The organism is Streptomyces sp. DG2A-72, assembly GCF_030499575.1.
Lineage (GTDB): Bacteria > Actinomycetota > Actinomycetes > Streptomycetales > Streptomycetaceae > Streptomyces.
Map to the genome: position 1 here is coordinate 3,428,294 of NZ_JASTLC010000001.1, position 14,666 is coordinate 3,442,959.

The following is a 14,666-nucleotide window of genomic DNA, read 5'->3' on the forward strand; positions in this document are numbered from 1 at the left end:
CGTTCCTCTTTTCGTTCTCGAAGAGTGGGGGCTATGCGCCGCAGATGTGCTTCGGGGACACCGGCGTGTGCGTCAGGTTCAGCCCCGTCGCATTGCGGATGGCGTTGACGACCGCGGGGGTGGCGGAGATGGTGGGTGGTTCGCCGACACCCCGCACGCCGTACGGCGCGTTCGGGTCGGCCCTCTCGATCACGTCCACCGCCATCGGGGGCGTGTCCAGGATGGTCGGGATCAGATAGTCGGTGAACGACGGGTTGCGGATCTTGCCGTCCTTGACCTGGATCTCCTCCATCACGGCAAGGCCGAGCCCCTGTGCGGAACCGCCCTGGATCTGTCCGACGACGGCGTCCGGGTTGATCGCCTTGCCGACGTCCTGCGCACAGTCCAGCTGTACGACCTTGACCAGACCCAGCTCGGTGTCGACGTCCACCACCGCCCGGTGCGCGGCGTAGGCGTGCTGGACGTGGACCCGCCGGCTCTGTCCGGTCTCCGGGTCCATCGCGTAGGTCTGGAGGTGGTGGTACTCCCTGGTCTCCTCGATCACGTCGTCACCGAGCACCTCGACGAGATCGGCGACGAAACCGGTGGCGTGGGACACGACCTTGCCGCCGGAGAGCGACAGATCGGCGGGGTTCTGGCCGAAGCGCTGGGCGACCCGGTCGAAGAGCGCCTCGCGGACGGCTTCGCACGCGTTCCGGACGGCACCGCCGGTGATGTAGGTCTGCCGGGAGGCCGAACTCGAGCCCGCGTCACCGACGTTGGTGTCGGTCGGGTGGATGTTCACCCGCTCCACGCCGAGTTCGGTACGGGCGATCTGCTGCTGCACGGTGACCAGGCCCTGCCCGACCTCGGCCGCCGCGGTGTGCACCATCGCGACCGGTTCACCGCCGATGGCCTGCAGCCGCACCCGCGCCGTGGAGTAGTCGTCGACGCCTTCCGCGTAGGAGACGTTCTTGATGATCACGCTGTAGCCGACGCCCCGGACGACGCCTTCGCCGTGCGTGGTGTTGGACAGCCCGCCCGGCAGGCTGCGGACGTCCGCCGGGCCGGTCGGGTTCTGAGGCGGCAGCGGGAGCCGCTTGAGCCGTTCCAGCAACTCGGAGACCGGCGCGGGGGAATCCAGCACCTGCCCGGTGTGCAGGGTCGAGCCCTCTTCGACGGCGTTGAGCTGCCGCAGCCGTACCGGGTCCATGTCCAGCGCCTTGGCGAGCTTGTCCATCTGGGACTCGTAGGCGTACGCCGGCTGCACGGCGCCGAGGCCGCGCATCGCGCCGCACGGCGGGTTGTTCGTGTAGAGGCCCCAGCCCTCGATCCGGACGTTGGGCACCTCGTACGGTCCGGTGCCCAGCGAGGTGGCGTTGCTGACCACGACCGGGGTCTTGGAGGCGTACGCGCCGCCGTCGAAGTACATCTGCGCCTTGATGTAGACGAGCTTGCCGTCCCTGGTCGCGCCGTGCTCGTAGTACATCTTGGCGGGGTGCCGGTGCACATGGCCGTAGAAGGACTCCTGCCGGTTGTAGACCATCTTCACCGGCTTGCCGGTGTGCAGCGCCAGCAGGCAGCAGTGGATCTGCATGGACAGGTCCTCGCGGCCACCGAAGGCGCCGCCGACACCGGACATGGTGAAGCGCACCTTGTCGACCGGGAGCCCGAGCGCCCGCGCCGTCTGCTTCTGGTCCACGTGCAGCCACTGGGTGGCGATGAACAGGTCGACCCCGCCGTCCTCGTCCGGGATGGCCAGACCGGACTCCGGCCCGAGGAACGCCTGGTCCTGCATGCCGAGGGTGTACACGTCGGAGACCACGACGTCGGCCTTTGCCTCCGGGTCGCCCTTGATGATCGGCTGGTAGCGCACCACGTTGCCGCCGGGGTGCAGCTTGGGCAGCGTGTCGTCGTGTGCGGCCCGCTCCGGGTCGGTGATCGGTTCGAGTACGTCGTAGTCGACCACGATCTTCGCCAGTGCCCGGCGTGCCGTCTCCGGGTGGTCGGCGGCCACGAGGGCGACTGGCTCGCCCTGGTAGCGCACGATGTCCTCGGCGAGCACCGGTGTGTCGGAGACCTTCAGGCCGTAGATGTTCTCGCCGGGTATGTCCTTGTGGGTCAGCACCGCGTACACGCCGGGGTGTTTGAGCGCGGGCGAGATGTCGATCGAGTTGATCCGCGCATAGGGGTGAGGGCTGCGCAGGGTCGCGCCCCAGAGCATGTCCTCCGCCCACAGGTCCGAGGAGTAGGCGTACTCCCCGCTCACCTTGAGCGTTCCGTCCGGTCGGAGCGGGCTGTCGCCGATCCCGCCGCTGATGGCCTCTTTGAGGTCCTGCGGGGTGCGGGCGGGAGAGGTCTGGCTGGTCATCCGGAAGCATCCGCCTTTGTCACGAGATCCTCGTCCGTTCGGAAAGTCAGTGATCCACGTCGATCTCAACCAACTGTTGAGGAGTAGACAGCCAACCGAACGCAGGCAGCCAGGAGTGGATGACATGAAAGCGACCGCAGGCAGGGAGCGGCTTTTCGTAGCTTTCTACGAGCGCCGGTCAGGCCCGCGGCCTTGGGAAACTCCTGGAACTCCAGCCCTGTGATCAGCCGGCGGCAGCACTCCGCAGGGCAACGAGCACCCGGCCGACCGCCGGTGCGTCCTCCGCGCCCTTCCGCACCGCCGCCACCACATGCCGCACCGGCCGATCGTCCCCGAGCTCCCGCATCACCACGCCCTCGCGCCGCGCCCCCACCATCCGCGGCACCAGAGCCACCCCCATCCCCGCCTCCACCATCGCCAGGATCGCGGTCCACCCGGCCGCCGAATGCCCCTGATACGGGCTGAACCCGGCCGCCTCGCACGCCCCCCGCGTGATGTCGGACCAGGGCCCGCTGCCCCCGAAGATCCACGGCTCGGCGGCGAGGTCGGCCAGCCGCAGCCCCTCGGCGAAGGCGAGCGGATGGTCGTGCGGGAGGGCGAGGTCCAGCGGATCGGCGAGCAGCGGCACCCGGGTGAAGCGCGGATCCGCCTCGCTCGGCGCCTGGGCCGCCAAGGACAGGGCCAGATCCACGTCCCCGGCGGCCAGCAGCTCGTACGCCTGCCCCGCCTCGGCCTCCCGCACCCGCACGCCGACCCCGGGATGCGTGGCCCGCAGCGCCTTCACGGCCGGTACGACCAGGGCGGGCACCGCGGTCGAGAAGGCGCCGACCCGCACCTCGCCGACCTCGCCGTGCGCGTACGCCGCCAACTCGGCGTCCGCACGCTCCAGTTGCTCGAACACCACCTCGGCATGGCGCAGCACCAGCCGTGCCGCGTCCGTGAGCCGCACGCGCCGCCCCTGCGCCTCCAGCAGCGGCACCCCGATCTGCTTGGCCAGGTTGGTCAGCTGCTGGGAGACGGCCGACGGGGTCATCCGCAGCACCTTGGCGGTCGCCGTGACGGTGCCCTGTTCCCGCAGCGTCCGCAGGATCTGCAGCTTCCGGATGTCCCACTCGGCCATGGCGGCAACCTATCCGGCGCCACGCCGCGACCCGGCACCCAGCACGACCCCGCCCAGGATCAGCGCCATGCACAGCAGCTGCGCCGGGCCGGTCGTCTCGCCGAGCAGCGCCCAGGACAGCAGGGCCACACAGACCGGCTGGAGGTAGTAGACGACGCCGGCGCGGGTCGGGCCGACGAGTGCGATCGCGGTGTTCCAGGCGAAGAAGGCGAGTGCGGAGGAGGCGATGCCGACGTAGAGGAGGGGCAGTACGGTTCCGGTCGTCGGCTCGAAGCCGCCCTGTACGGCGAGGCTCACGGCCTGGGCGGGCAGCAGCAGGGTCGTGCCGAAGAGGAAGGTGGTGAACAGGAAGGCGGTGCCGCCGAGTTCGGCGGGCCTGCGGCGCAGCAGTGCGCTGTACCCGCCGAAGCAGCAGGCCGCGGCGACCATCCAGAGGTCGCCCACCGCGAAGCCGGCTCCGCCGCCCACGAGCAGCACTACGCCCGCGCAGGCGATCAGCAGCCCGGCCACCCGGCGGGCGCCGAGCCGTACGCCGCTCGCCCGCTCGTACACCGCCATCAGCACCGGCGCCGCGGCCGTGATCATGCCCATGGTGGCGGCGGGCGTGGACACTCCGGCCTGGTTGACGAGGGTGTTGTAGACGGTCACGCCGAGGAGGGAGGCGAGGAGTACATAGCCGAGATGACGCCGGATCAGCTTCCGTTGCCGCCAGGCCTGCCGGGCGCCGAACGGGGAGACGGCCACCAGTGCCACCACCCAGCGCCAGAAGGCGTGCTGGACGGGCGGCACGCTGTCGCCCAGCGCACGGGAGGTGACGAAGCTGCCGGACCAGACGAGGGTGGCCAGGGCGGCGAGGGCGATCCCCAGAAAGGGGGCCGCCCTCGATGTCGTAGAGGAAGAAGAGGAAGAAGTGGTGGTGGTCCGGTCGGCTACGACGGCCACGGAGGTCCTTTCGCTGGTCGGTGATCGCGGTGGATCCACCGTCGCAGCGCGTGAATCGTCACGTCCATCGAAACTTTTCGAGCGTTCCTTTCAGCAGAACTGAATGATCGCTAGGGCTTTCCCTATGAATCGATCACGCTCTTGTCCCGACGCTCCCCAGGCGCTTCACTTGGCCCACCTCCCCACAGGAGAACACCCACTCCCACCTGCCGAAGGGGTAGTTCTTTTGTCAGTCATACGCGTCACCGCCACCGCCGTCACCGCGGCGGCCTGTGCGGCCGTGCTCGCCACCGCGCTGCCGGCCTCGGCCATCAACTCCTACAACGCGACGCCCGCCCCCGAGCGCACCGAGGTCGGCGCGCTCGTCGCCACGTGGGACAACGACGACAACCCCGCGACGCCGGACCGGGTCGACTGGGTCTGCTCCGGCACCATGATCGACGCGGACACCTTCCTGACGGCCGCGCACTGCACCACCGACTGGCCGGACAACGTCAAGTTCTACGTGTCGCTGGACCAGGACGTGCAGTCCGGCCTCGACGCCGCCGCGAAGAAGTACCCGGGCGACCCGGCCGCCCTGGCGAACGCCGTCGCGGTCCAGGGCACGGCCCACAGCCACCCCGACTTCCCCGGGCCCGCGTCCGACACCCACGACATCTCCGTGATCGAACTCTCCGCCGCGAAGATGAAGTCCCGCTGGTCCTTCACGCCCGCGACCCTCCCGACCGCCGGTCAGCTCGGCGCGCTCGGCCCGCGGGGCCTCAACTCCACCGACTGGTTCGTCGCCGGATACGGCACCCAGGAGGCCGTCAACGGCCCCGGCGGCCAGACCCACCCCGGCGGCGGCGTCCGCATGAAGGCACCCGTCACCTTCGACGCGCTCAACAACTCCTGGGTACGCCTGGCGATGACCGCCCCGCAGGGCAACGGCGGTGCCTGCTACGGCGACTCCGGCGGCCCCAACTTCGCGGTGATCGGCGGGAAGAACGTCCTGGCCGCCACCACCATCACCGGCGACACCCCGTGCTACGCGACCAATGTGACGTACCGCCTGGACACTCCGGGCGCCCGCGCGTTCCTGTCGCCGTTCGTCACGCTTCCCTAAGGCTGCCGACGGAGGGGCCGGGAAGAGCGATCCGCTCTTCCCGGCCCCTTCGTCCACGCGCCCTCACCCCAGATGCGCGGCGAGCGCGGCCTCGATCGCGGCCGGTTCGGCGGAGTCCGCCGCCCAGGCCACGTATCCGTCGGGGCGCACGAGCAGGGTCGTACGGCGGCCTCCGGCCCAGTGCTCGACGGCCAGCCGGTCCTCGCGGGCGCCCCTCTCGTCGTACCCCTCGGGCGTGATCAGCACGAAGCGGCCGCCGCGCAGCGCCTCGTAGAGACGGCCGCTCTTGAGGGCGGCGTCGGGGACTCGGGTGCCGGTGAGGCGGTGGGAGCCGCGGGGGGCCGGGTACTTGTAGCCGAGGCCGGAGATCTGAGCGAGGGCCTTGCGCTGGGCGGGGCGGGCCACGTTGACGAAGGCCGAGACGAGCGTGCGTACGGTACGCAGTACGGAGCTCTGTGCGCGGGCCAGCCGGACCAGCCCGCCGCTGCTGCGCAGGACCGCCTTGCCGACGGGGTGGCGTTCGGCCTGGTAGGTGTCGAGGAGACCCTCGGGAGCCCAGCCCTGGACGGCCGCGGCGAGCTTCCAGCCGAGGTTGGCCGCGTCCTGGAGGCCGGTGTTCATGCCCTGGCCGCCGGCCGGTGAGTGGATGTGCGCGGCGTCCCCGGCGAGGAAGACCCGGCCGACGCGGTACTCCGGCGCCTGGCGCTCGTCGCTGTGGAAACGGGAGAGCCAGCGCGCGTCATGCATGCCGTAGTCGGTGCCGAGGGCGCGGCGGGTGACCTCCTTGATCTCGTCGAGGTCGAGCGGGGCGTCGTCGGCCGCCTCGTTGCGGCGGTTCCAGCCCATGACGCGGTACCAGCCGTCGCCGAAGGACGCGATCATCGCGAAGGCATCCCCGGCGCCGTTGACGGTGAGCACGCCTTCGGGCCGCTGCGCGAGCCGCACGTCCGCCAGGAACATCGACTTGATGACGGAGACGCCGGGGAAGGGCAGGCCGATCGCCCGGCGTACGGCGCTGTGGTGGCCGTCCGCGCCGACGACGTAGGCCGCGCGGTGAGCGGTGACCTCGCCGTCCGGGCCGCGTACGTCGAGGTCGACGCCGTCTTCGTCCTGCCGCAGGCCTACGACCTCGCTCTCGTACACGAACTCCACCCCGGCCTCGCGCGCCCGCCGCTCCAGCAGCCGCTCGACCTCGTACTGCGGGGTGATCAGCAGGAACGGGAAGCGGGACGGCAGCATGCCCAGGTCGAGCGTGAGCCGGCGGAAGAGACGCAGGCCGGTGATGGTGTCGCCGGTGGCGAGCAGCGGGTCGGCGAGGCCGCGGGCGTCGAGCTGCTCCAGGGTACGGGCGTGCACACCGAAGGCGCGGGAGAGGTTGCTGATCTTGTGGGGGCGCTTTTCGAGGAGGGTGACGGGGACGCCGGCGGTGGCGAGGTCACCGGCGAGGAGCAGGCCGGTGGGGCCGGAGCCGACGACGATGACGGAGGGGGTGGTGCCGTTTCCGGTGCCCGTGCCGGTGCCGTTCATGGTGGCCTCCCTGGATGCCAACGCTTGCTTGCCAACGTTCGTTTGCCAACAACTGTTGACCAACGCTCGTTGACAAACGTAGAGCCGCCGCCCTGGACGTGTCAACACGTGTTGGCCTACGTTTGTTGGCATGACCGACAGCAAGCCCACCGACAGCAAGCCCCCCGCACCGTCCCGCCGCTCCGACGCCACCCGCACCGCGATCCTCGCCGCCGCCCGCGAGCGCTTCGCGACCGACGGATACGAGCGGGCCACCATCCGCGCCATCGCCAAGGACGCGAACATCGATCCGTCGATGGTGATGCGCTACTTCGGCAACAAAGAAGGCCTGTTCGCGGCGGCGGTCTCCGTCGATCTGCGGCTGCCGGAGTTCGCCGCGCTGCCCCGGCAGGTCGTCGGCGAGACCCTCGTGACGCACTTCCTCACCATGTGGGAGGAGAACGAGGAACTCACGGCCCTGCTGCGGGTCGGCGCCACCAATCAGGCGGGCGCCGAGCGGATGCAGGGCATCTTCCGGGACCAGGTCCTGCCGGTCGCCCGGTACGCCTGTCCCGACCCCGAGCAGATCCCGGCGCGGGCCGGGCTGGTGGCGACGCAGATGCTCGGGCTGGCGCTGACCCGCTACGTCCTGAAGTTCCCGCCGGCCGTGGCGCTCAGCCGCGGAGAGATCGTGGCGTGGCTGGGGCCGACGGTGCAGAGGTATCTGACGGCACCGAGTCCCTGACACCCCGGAACGCGAGAAGGCGCCGACCTCGCCCACGTACGGCTGCTGCGCGTACGTACGGCGGGGTCGGCGCCCCTCGGTTCAGACGTCGGCCTCGGCTCGGACGCCCCTCGAATCAGGCGTCGGGCCTCGGGAACTCAGACCTTCGCTTCCGCCTCGGTCCGGGTCTTCCGCTTGGCCACGGCCTTGGACTTCGGCTGACGGTCCGTGGACCGGTCGAGGACCATCACCAGGCCGGCGATGACCGCGAAGAGGGCGAGCGGGGCCAGGACGAACAGGCCCAGCGTCTCGATGACGCTCAGGCCCGTGCCGGGGTCGTCGCCGTCGTCGCGGGTGAGCGCGAGCGCGGGGGACGACATGAGCAGCATCATCAGCGTCGTACCGGCAGCCAGGGCGCCGGCGCGCAGGGCGTTCTTCTTGTCCACGGAGCCAAAGTATCCAACGCCGGGTGGGGACGCGCGTCCGGGGTGCCGTAAGAGGCGGACCACGCGCCACCGGACCACGCACCACCCACGCTCACGCATGCCGGCCACCGGACGCCCGTACCACCTCCACCAGCGCATGCAGCCGCGCCGACCCGGCCAGCTCCTCCAGCGTCATCGGCCTGCCCTCCGCGTCGGCCACCGGAAGCCGCCAGTTCGGGTACTGGTCCCACGTACCCGGCAGGTTCTGCGGACGCCGGTCGCCCACCCCGTCCGGCAGCCAGATGCCGATCATGCGGGCCGGGGTGCGGAGCAGATAGCGGTGGACGGCCTGGACCTCGGCCTCCTCGGCGGACGTGCCGAGGCCTCCGCTGGTCCCCCGCAGCAGACCCAGCCGGGCGAGCAGCGTCAGCCACTCCCCCGTGTCGGCGGCGGCCTCCGCCCGCTCCTCGTCGAGGGGGCGCGTCAACAGGCCGAGGCGGTCGCGGAGTTCGACATGGTCGCCGGTGAGGCGGGCGGCGGTCGGGGGCAGGTCGTGGGTGGTGGCGGTGGCGAGGCAGTCGGCGCGCCACTGGTCGGGGGGCAGGGGGCGGCCGTCGCCCTCCCAGTCCCGTTCGAACCACAGGACCGAGGTGCCGAGCACCCCGCGCTCGCGCAGCGTCTCGCGCACCCCGGGCTCTACGGTGCCCAGGTCCTCGCCGATCACCACGGCCCCGGCGCGGGACGCCTCCAGCACCAGGATCGCCAGCATGGCCTCGGCGTCGTAACGGACGTAGGTGCCCTCCGTCGGCGGCAGCCCTTCCGGCACCCACCAGAGCCGGAACAGGCCCATGACGTGGTCGATGCGCAGGGCGCCGGCGTAGCGGAACAGGGCCTTCAGCAGCATGCGGAAGGGGGCGTACCCCGACTCGGCGAGCCGGTCCGGCCGCCAGGGCGGCAACCCCCAGTCCTGGCCGCGGGCGTTGAAGGCGTCGGGTGGTGCGCCGGCCGACATCCCGGCCGCGAAGTACCGCTGCTGGGCCCAGGCGTCCGCACCCTCCGGGTGCACCCCGACCGCCAGATCGTGCACGATCCCGACCGGCATGCCCGCCTCCCGCGCGGCACGCTGCGCGGCGGTGAGCTGGGCGTCGGTGAGCCAGGCGAGCCGGCAGTGGAAGTCGACGCGGTCCATCAACTCGCCCCGGGCGCGGGCGGTTTCCGCCGAGCGGGGGTCACGCAGACCAGTCGGCCAGCCGCGCCAGTCCGGGCCGTGCACCTCGGCCAGCGCGTACCAGGTGGCGTGGTCCTCCAGTGCCTCGCCCTGCTCGGCGAGGAAGTCGGCGTACGCGGCCCGCCGCCCCGGCCCGAGCGGCACCTCCCGCACCAGCTCCAGCGCCTCCCGCTTCAGCTCCCACACCGCGTCCCGGTCGATCAACTCCCCCTTCTCCAGCACCGATTCCCGCAGCCGCGCCGCCCGCTCCAGCAGCCCCCGCACCCGTTCCCGCCCGTCCACGTAACCGAACTCGGGGATGTCCTCGACCCGCAGATGCACCGGGTCGGGGAAGCGGCGTGAGGAGGGCCGGTAGGGGGACGGGTCGGTGGGCGTGCCGGGCACGGCCGCATGCAGCGGGTTGACCTGCACGAATCCGGCGCCGAGCGCCCGCCCGGCCCAGGCGGCCAGCTCGGCGAGGTCACCGAGGTCGCCCATGCCCCAGGAGCGCCGGGAGAGCAGGGAGTAGAGCTGGACGAGGAGGCCGTACGAGCGTCCGGGCGGCGTGGGCAGCCGGGGCGGGGCGACGACCAGGTGGACGCGGGCGGTGCGGCCGTCGGGGGCGGTCGCGGTCAACCGGTGGACTCCGGGCGGGAGTTGCTCGGGGGCGGCGCGGGTCTCGCCCTGCTCGGTCTCGATCCGCAGCCGGGTGCCCGCCGGGAGGGCGGCCAGCGCGGCGGGCGCACTGCCGCTCCAGCACACCACCGTCGGCGGCAGCAGCCGTTCGCTCAGCTCCCGTTCCCGGGCGGCGAGCGCGGCGCGGACGGAACCGGGGGTGCTCGCATCGACACCGAGCGCGGCCAGCGCCCGGGTGAGCGCGGCGGCCGACGCGGCGACGGTGCGGTCGGGCGACGGGCTGTAGGACGTGGCGACGCCGTGCAGCTCGGCGAGCCGGGAGAGGTCCTCGTCGGGGGCCGCGGCCGACCGGGGTGCTGTCATCTACGGCTCCGCGCGGGAAGGGTCCGAAGTGTCCGGGTGGACATCTACCACTCCGGGCGGAAGGTGTCCGAGTAGGCATCGAGCTCGCCGGCCGGCGTGTCCGGGTAGGCGTCGGACTCGCTGGTCAGCGGGGCGGCGTCGGCGAGCGGCGGCTCGCTGGTGAGGGGCTCCGCGTCCGGCAGCGGGGGTTCGCTGGTCAGCGGGGCCTCGGCGCAGGCGCCCTCCGCGCTGAAGACGCACAGATGCAGATCGGATGCGGCGGACGGCTCCGCCTCCTGTTTGGAGAGGGCCGAGAGCAGAAGATGTGCCGATGCGGCCACGGGGGCCTCCTTGTCGAGTACGGCGGGTAAGGCTTCGTACGGGTTACCGCAGCCCTACCCAGCGGACGCGAGCCCAGACGTCCGCGGCCGGACGACGTGCGCCTCGTCACACACCACCCCGTGCGACCGCAGAACTCGTACCCCCTAATTCATAGATCACTATTCACTCAGTACATGTAGCGAGTGCATACTGATCCCCATGAGCACCCGCCACATCCTCCTGGGGCTGCTCGCGACGGGCCCGAGCCACGGCTACGACCTCAAGCGACGCCACGACGAACGCTTCCCGCAGGCCCGTCCGCTCGCTTACGGGCAGGTCTATACGACCCTCCAGCGCCTGGTCCGCGACGGCCTCGCCGAGGTCGACGGCACCGACTCGGACGGCGGTCCGGAGCGCACGACGTACCGCTCGACGGACGACGGTGCGCGTGAACTCGCCAAGTGGGCGGGCGAGATCACCCCGCCCGCGCCCTTCGTGACGAACGAGATCTTCGCCAAGGTCGTCGTCGCGATCCTGTCCGGCGGCGACCCGGAAGCCTATCTGCGCGCCCAACGCGCCGCGCACATGGAGCGGATGCGTGAGCTCACGGCGGTCAAGACCGCACCGGGCGCCGATCTCGCGACCATGCTCTCGGCCGACTACGCCCTCAACCACCTTGACGCCGACCTCCGTTGGATGACCACGACGGCGGCCCGGCTCACCACCCTGACCGCGGAGGTCGACACAGCATGAGCAACCCAGTGCCGCTCCTGGCGGCCCATGACCTGGCGAAGGCGCACGGCAGCACACCGGCCCTGCGCGGCGCCTCGGTCGCGTTGCACGCCGGCGAGATCCTCGCCGTGACCGGCGCCAGCGGCAGCGGGAAGTCGACGCTGCTGCACTGTCTGGCGGGACTGGTCCGCCCGGACGAGGGCGTGGTGACGTATGACGGAGAGCGGCTGGACGCACTCCCCGAGAAGCGACTGAGCGAGCTGCGCCGTACCGACTTCGGCGTGGTCTTCCAGTTCGGGCAGCTCATCCCGGAGCTGACCGCGCTCGACAACGTGGCCCTGCCGCTGATGCTGGGCGGGACCGCCCGCAAGGACGCCCAGGAGCGGGCCGGCGAGTGGCTGGAGCGGTTCGGGGTGCGCGGGCAGGAGGGACTTCGGCCCGGCGAGATGAGCGGCGGGCAGGCACAGCGGGCGGCGCTGGCCCGGGCCCTGGTCACCGGCCCGAAGGTGGTCTTCGCGGACGAGCCGACCGGCGCGCTGGACTCCCTCGCGAGCGAGCAGGTGATGACAGCCCTGACCCACACGGCCCGCGAGTCCGGCACGGCCGTCCTGCTGATCACCCACGACGCACAGACAGCGGCGTACGCGGACCGCGAGGTACGGCTGAGCGACGGAACCGTGAGCCCGCTGGAGGTGACGGCATGACGTCCCACCTGCGGACCATCCCGACACACGCGAACCCACCGGGTACGGCCGAGCGACGAGGCCGCGACGCCACTGGAGACGACCGCATGACGTCCCACCTGCAGACCATCCCGACACACGCGAACCCACCGGGTACGGCCGAGCGACGAGGCCGCGACGCCACTGGAGACGACCGCATGACGTCCCACCTGCAGACCGCCCCGACACACGCGAACCCACCGGGTACGGCCGAGCGACGAGGCCGCGACGCCACTGGAGACGACCGCATGACGTCCTGCCTGCGGAGCGTCCATGACCCCCTGATCCCGGCGCACGCGGACCGCCGGCCCCTCACACCACTGGAGGTGCCCGCATGAACGCCGACCTGCGGCTGGCCTGGCTGCTGACCCGAGGTTCGAACCGGCGGGAGTGGTGGCGGGCGGCGCTGACGGCGGTGGGGGCGGGGCTTGCCACCGGGTTCGGGCTGGCGGCCGTGGCAATCGCGTCGATCGAGGGGCAGTACTCCGTGTCGTTCGGCAACGGGCTGCTGAATCAGCCCGGCGAGCGGACGGGCGTGGTCTTCGCGCTGGTGCTCCTGCTGATCCCCGTGCTCGGGTTCCTCGGGCAGTGCGCCCGGGTCGGTGCCGTGCACCGCGACCGGCGGCTGGCCGCGCTGCGGCTCGCGGGGGCCGCGCCGGCACAGGTGCGGCGGATCGCCGCGCTGGAGGCCGGGCTGGCCTGTCTGGTGGGGGCGGTGATCGCCGTACTCGCCTCCGTGGTGTTCGTACTCGGGGAGTGGGAAGAGCCGCCGGGCATCGCCTGGGCCGGGTTCGTGCTGGTCGCCGTCGCCGTGCCGGTACTCGGTGCGCTGGTGAGCGCGCTGGCGCTGCGCCGGGTGATCACCTCGCCGCTGGGGTGGGTGCGCCGGGTGCGGACGACGAGCCGGCCAGGGCTCGCGCTCGCGGTGGTCGTGCCGACGTTCGCCGTCCTGGTGCTGCTGACGGCCCTCACGTCGTACCGGGACAATCCCCTCATCGCCTTCGCGATGCCTCCGCTGACGGTCTGCGCCGCGGTGGTGCTGGTCGGCGTGGTCTCGGTGTGGCTCTCGGGGTTCACGGCCCGGCTGACCGGCCGGTACCTCGCCGCCCGCACCGAAAGCCCGGCCGTGCTGATCGCGGCGGAGCGGCTGCGCGACGACCCGTGGGCGGCGGCCCGTACGCATGCGGCAGTGCTGCTGGTGACGATCGTGGGCACGGGCTTCGTGGGCGTCCGGCAGGGGCTGCTCGCCCAGCTGCACAGCATGAAGTACCCGGCCGAGAACATGTCCTTCTACGAGACGGGCCTGAACCTCACGGCCGCCGCGATCCTCGTCGCCCTCGCGATCACGCTGTGCGCGCTCGCCGTCGGCACCGCCGAGTCACTGGCCACCCGGCGCCGGGGCCTGGCCGCACAGACCGCCGCCGGGGTGCCGCGGGCGGTGCTCGGCCGGGCGCTGCTCCTGGAGACGGCGCTGCCGCTCGCGCCCGCGCTGCTCCTGGCGGGGTTCGGCGGCCTGGCGATCGGCGTCGGATACGCCGGGCTCGTCGGTGACGTGCTCGCCCCGTCCTCGTTCGCGGCCCTGCTCGTCCCGCTCGCGGTGTACGCGACCTGCCTGGTGGCGGCGGCCACCTCGCTGCCCCTGCTGCGCCGCTCGGCGCACCCCGGGGAGCTGCGCTACACGTGACGCTTCCGGTCCCGGGGGCACGGGGGACCCTCGGGACCGGCGGAAGGCGTGCCATACGCCCGGCCGTGCGGGAACCGGCCGGGGCAATGCGAAAGCCCGGATCGTCAGGCGGAAATAGCGCCGTCGATCCGGGCCAGAGCGTCGTCCGCGCCGTAGGGCTGCAAGTACGGCAGCCAGCGCGGATCCCTATGGCCGGTCCCGATGATGCGCCAGGCCAGGCCGGAGGGCGGAGCGGGTTTGTGGCGCAGCCGCCAGCCGATCTCGAAGAGATGCCGGTCGGCTTTCACATGGTTGCAGCGACGGCAGGACGCCACCACGTTGTCCCAGACGTGCTTGCCCCCGCGGCTGCGCGGGACGACGTGGTCGACGCTGGTTGCGACGCCACCGCAGTACATGCACCGGCCCCCGTCGCGCGCGAAGAGCGCCCGCCGGGTAAGAGGAACGGGCCCCCGATAGGGAACCCGGACGAATCGCTTGAGCCGGACCACGCTTGGTGCGGGGACTGTGACAGTTGCGCTGTGCATAAAGGCGCCGGACTCCTCGAGGCATACGGCCTTGTTCTCGAGGACGAGGACGAGCGCGCGGCGGAGCGGTACGACGCCGAGCGGCTCGTACGACGCGTTCAGGACCAGGACATGCGGCACGGATGCCTCCTTGTGCGTCGGCGGCGCGTGGCTCGCGCCGGGACGATCTGTAGTCAGTCTCCCCTCATGCCTGGTGGAAGCGCCACCATGTCCCGGTAACGGGCTGGGAGTGTTTTCGACCACATCTTGATTCATCCCCAGGATCACGGGCGGTTCATCCCACCAGTTCATCCCCGGCGGAGCGCCTCTCCTCCCTCGAACTCCGC

13 protein-coding genes are annotated in these 14,666 nt (G+C 71.8%); 5 read left to right on the forward strand and 8 right to left on the reverse strand.

Features of this window, described 5'->3' with window-relative positions:
• Nucleotides 1–31: 31 nt before the first annotated feature.
• The 3 genes from pucD to QQY66_RS16285 all read right to left on the reverse strand — a co-directional run bounded on the left by pucD (nucleotide 32) and on the right by QQY66_RS16285 (nucleotide 4,337).
• Nucleotides 32–2,350, reverse strand: a complete 2,319-nt coding sequence (gene pucD / locus QQY66_RS16275; protein ID WP_301981068.1) for a xanthine dehydrogenase subunit D — start codon at nucleotides 2,348–2,350, stop codon at nucleotides 32–34.
• A gap of 223 nt (nucleotides 2,351–2,573) precedes the next feature.
• A complete protein-coding gene (locus QQY66_RS16280; RefSeq protein WP_301981070.1) occupies nucleotides 2,574–3,470 on the reverse strand; it encodes a LysR substrate-binding domain-containing protein in 897 nt (298 codons plus the stop codon).
• Between the two features lie 9 nt (nucleotides 3,471–3,479).
• Nucleotides 3,480–4,337: a DMT family transporter gene (locus QQY66_RS16285; protein ID WP_301987337.1), complete on the reverse strand. Its 858-nt coding sequence runs from the start codon at nucleotides 4,335–4,337 to the stop codon at nucleotides 3,480–3,482.
• A gap of 301 nt (nucleotides 4,338–4,638) precedes the next feature.
• On the opposite strand from QQY66_RS16285, the gene QQY66_RS16290 reads away from it, so the two are divergent.
• The gene (locus tag QQY66_RS16290; protein WP_301981071.1) at nucleotides 4,639–5,517 is read left to right on the forward strand and encodes a trypsin-like serine protease; all 879 of its coding nucleotides are present in this window, start codon (nucleotides 4,639–4,641) and stop codon (nucleotides 5,515–5,517) included.
• A 63-nt stretch (nucleotides 5,518–5,580) separates the two neighbouring features.
• Here QQY66_RS16290 and QQY66_RS16295 read toward each other — a convergent pair whose 3' ends face one another.
• Nucleotides 5,581–7,044, reverse strand: a complete 1,464-nt coding sequence (locus tag QQY66_RS16295; RefSeq protein WP_301981072.1) for an FAD-dependent monooxygenase — start codon at nucleotides 7,042–7,044, stop codon at nucleotides 5,581–5,583.
• 130 nt (nucleotides 7,045–7,174) lie between these two features.
• On the opposite strand from QQY66_RS16295, the gene QQY66_RS16300 reads away from it, so the two are divergent.
• Complete coding sequence (locus QQY66_RS16300) at nucleotides 7,175–7,768, forward strand: TetR/AcrR family transcriptional regulator (RefSeq protein WP_301981073.1); 594 nt, start codon at nucleotides 7,175–7,177, stop codon at nucleotides 7,766–7,768.
• Nucleotides 7,769–7,905: 137 nt separating this feature from the next.
• Here the strand turns inward: QQY66_RS16300 and QQY66_RS16305 are convergent, their stop codons facing one another.
• From QQY66_RS16305 to QQY66_RS16315, 3 genes are all read right to left on the reverse strand, one after another.
• Nucleotides 7,906–8,193, reverse strand: a complete 288-nt coding sequence (locus QQY66_RS16305; protein WP_301981074.1) for a hypothetical protein — start codon at nucleotides 8,191–8,193, stop codon at nucleotides 7,906–7,908.
• A 91-nt stretch (nucleotides 8,194–8,284) separates the two neighbouring features.
• Nucleotides 8,285–10,378 (reverse strand): 4-alpha-glucanotransferase, encoded by a 2,094-nt coding sequence (malQ, locus tag QQY66_RS16310; RefSeq protein WP_301981075.1) that lies wholly within the window; start codon nucleotides 10,376–10,378, stop codon nucleotides 8,285–8,287.
• Nucleotides 10,379–10,422: 44 nt separating this feature from the next.
• A complete protein-coding gene (locus QQY66_RS16315) occupies nucleotides 10,423–10,698 on the reverse strand; it encodes a hypothetical protein (RefSeq protein WP_301981076.1) in 276 nt (91 codons plus the stop codon).
• 199 nt (nucleotides 10,699–10,897) lie between these two features.
• On the opposite strand from QQY66_RS16315, the gene QQY66_RS16320 reads away from it, so the two are divergent.
• The 3 genes from QQY66_RS16320 (at nucleotide 10,898) to QQY66_RS16330 (ending at nucleotide 13,816) form a co-directional block, all read left to right on the forward strand.
• Entirely contained in the window at nucleotides 10,898–11,431 is a 534-nt protein-coding gene (locus QQY66_RS16320) for a PadR family transcriptional regulator (protein ID WP_301981077.1), read from the forward strand.
• A complete protein-coding gene (locus QQY66_RS16325; protein ID WP_301981079.1) occupies nucleotides 11,428–12,114 on the forward strand; it encodes an ABC transporter ATP-binding protein in 687 nt (228 codons plus the stop codon). Before QQY66_RS16320 ends, QQY66_RS16325 begins: the two co-directional genes overlap by 4 nt.
• A gap of 352 nt (nucleotides 12,115–12,466) precedes the next feature.
• A complete protein-coding gene (locus QQY66_RS16330; RefSeq protein ID WP_301981080.1) occupies nucleotides 12,467–13,816 on the forward strand; it encodes an FtsX-like permease family protein in 1,350 nt (449 codons plus the stop codon).
• A 104-nt stretch (nucleotides 13,817–13,920) separates the two neighbouring features.
• Here the strand turns inward: QQY66_RS16330 and QQY66_RS16335 are convergent, their stop codons facing one another.
• Nucleotides 13,921–14,460 (reverse strand): HNH endonuclease, encoded by a 540-nt coding sequence (locus QQY66_RS16335; RefSeq protein WP_301981082.1) that lies wholly within the window; start codon nucleotides 14,458–14,460, stop codon nucleotides 13,921–13,923.
• Nucleotides 14,461–14,666 lie beyond the last annotated feature (206 nt).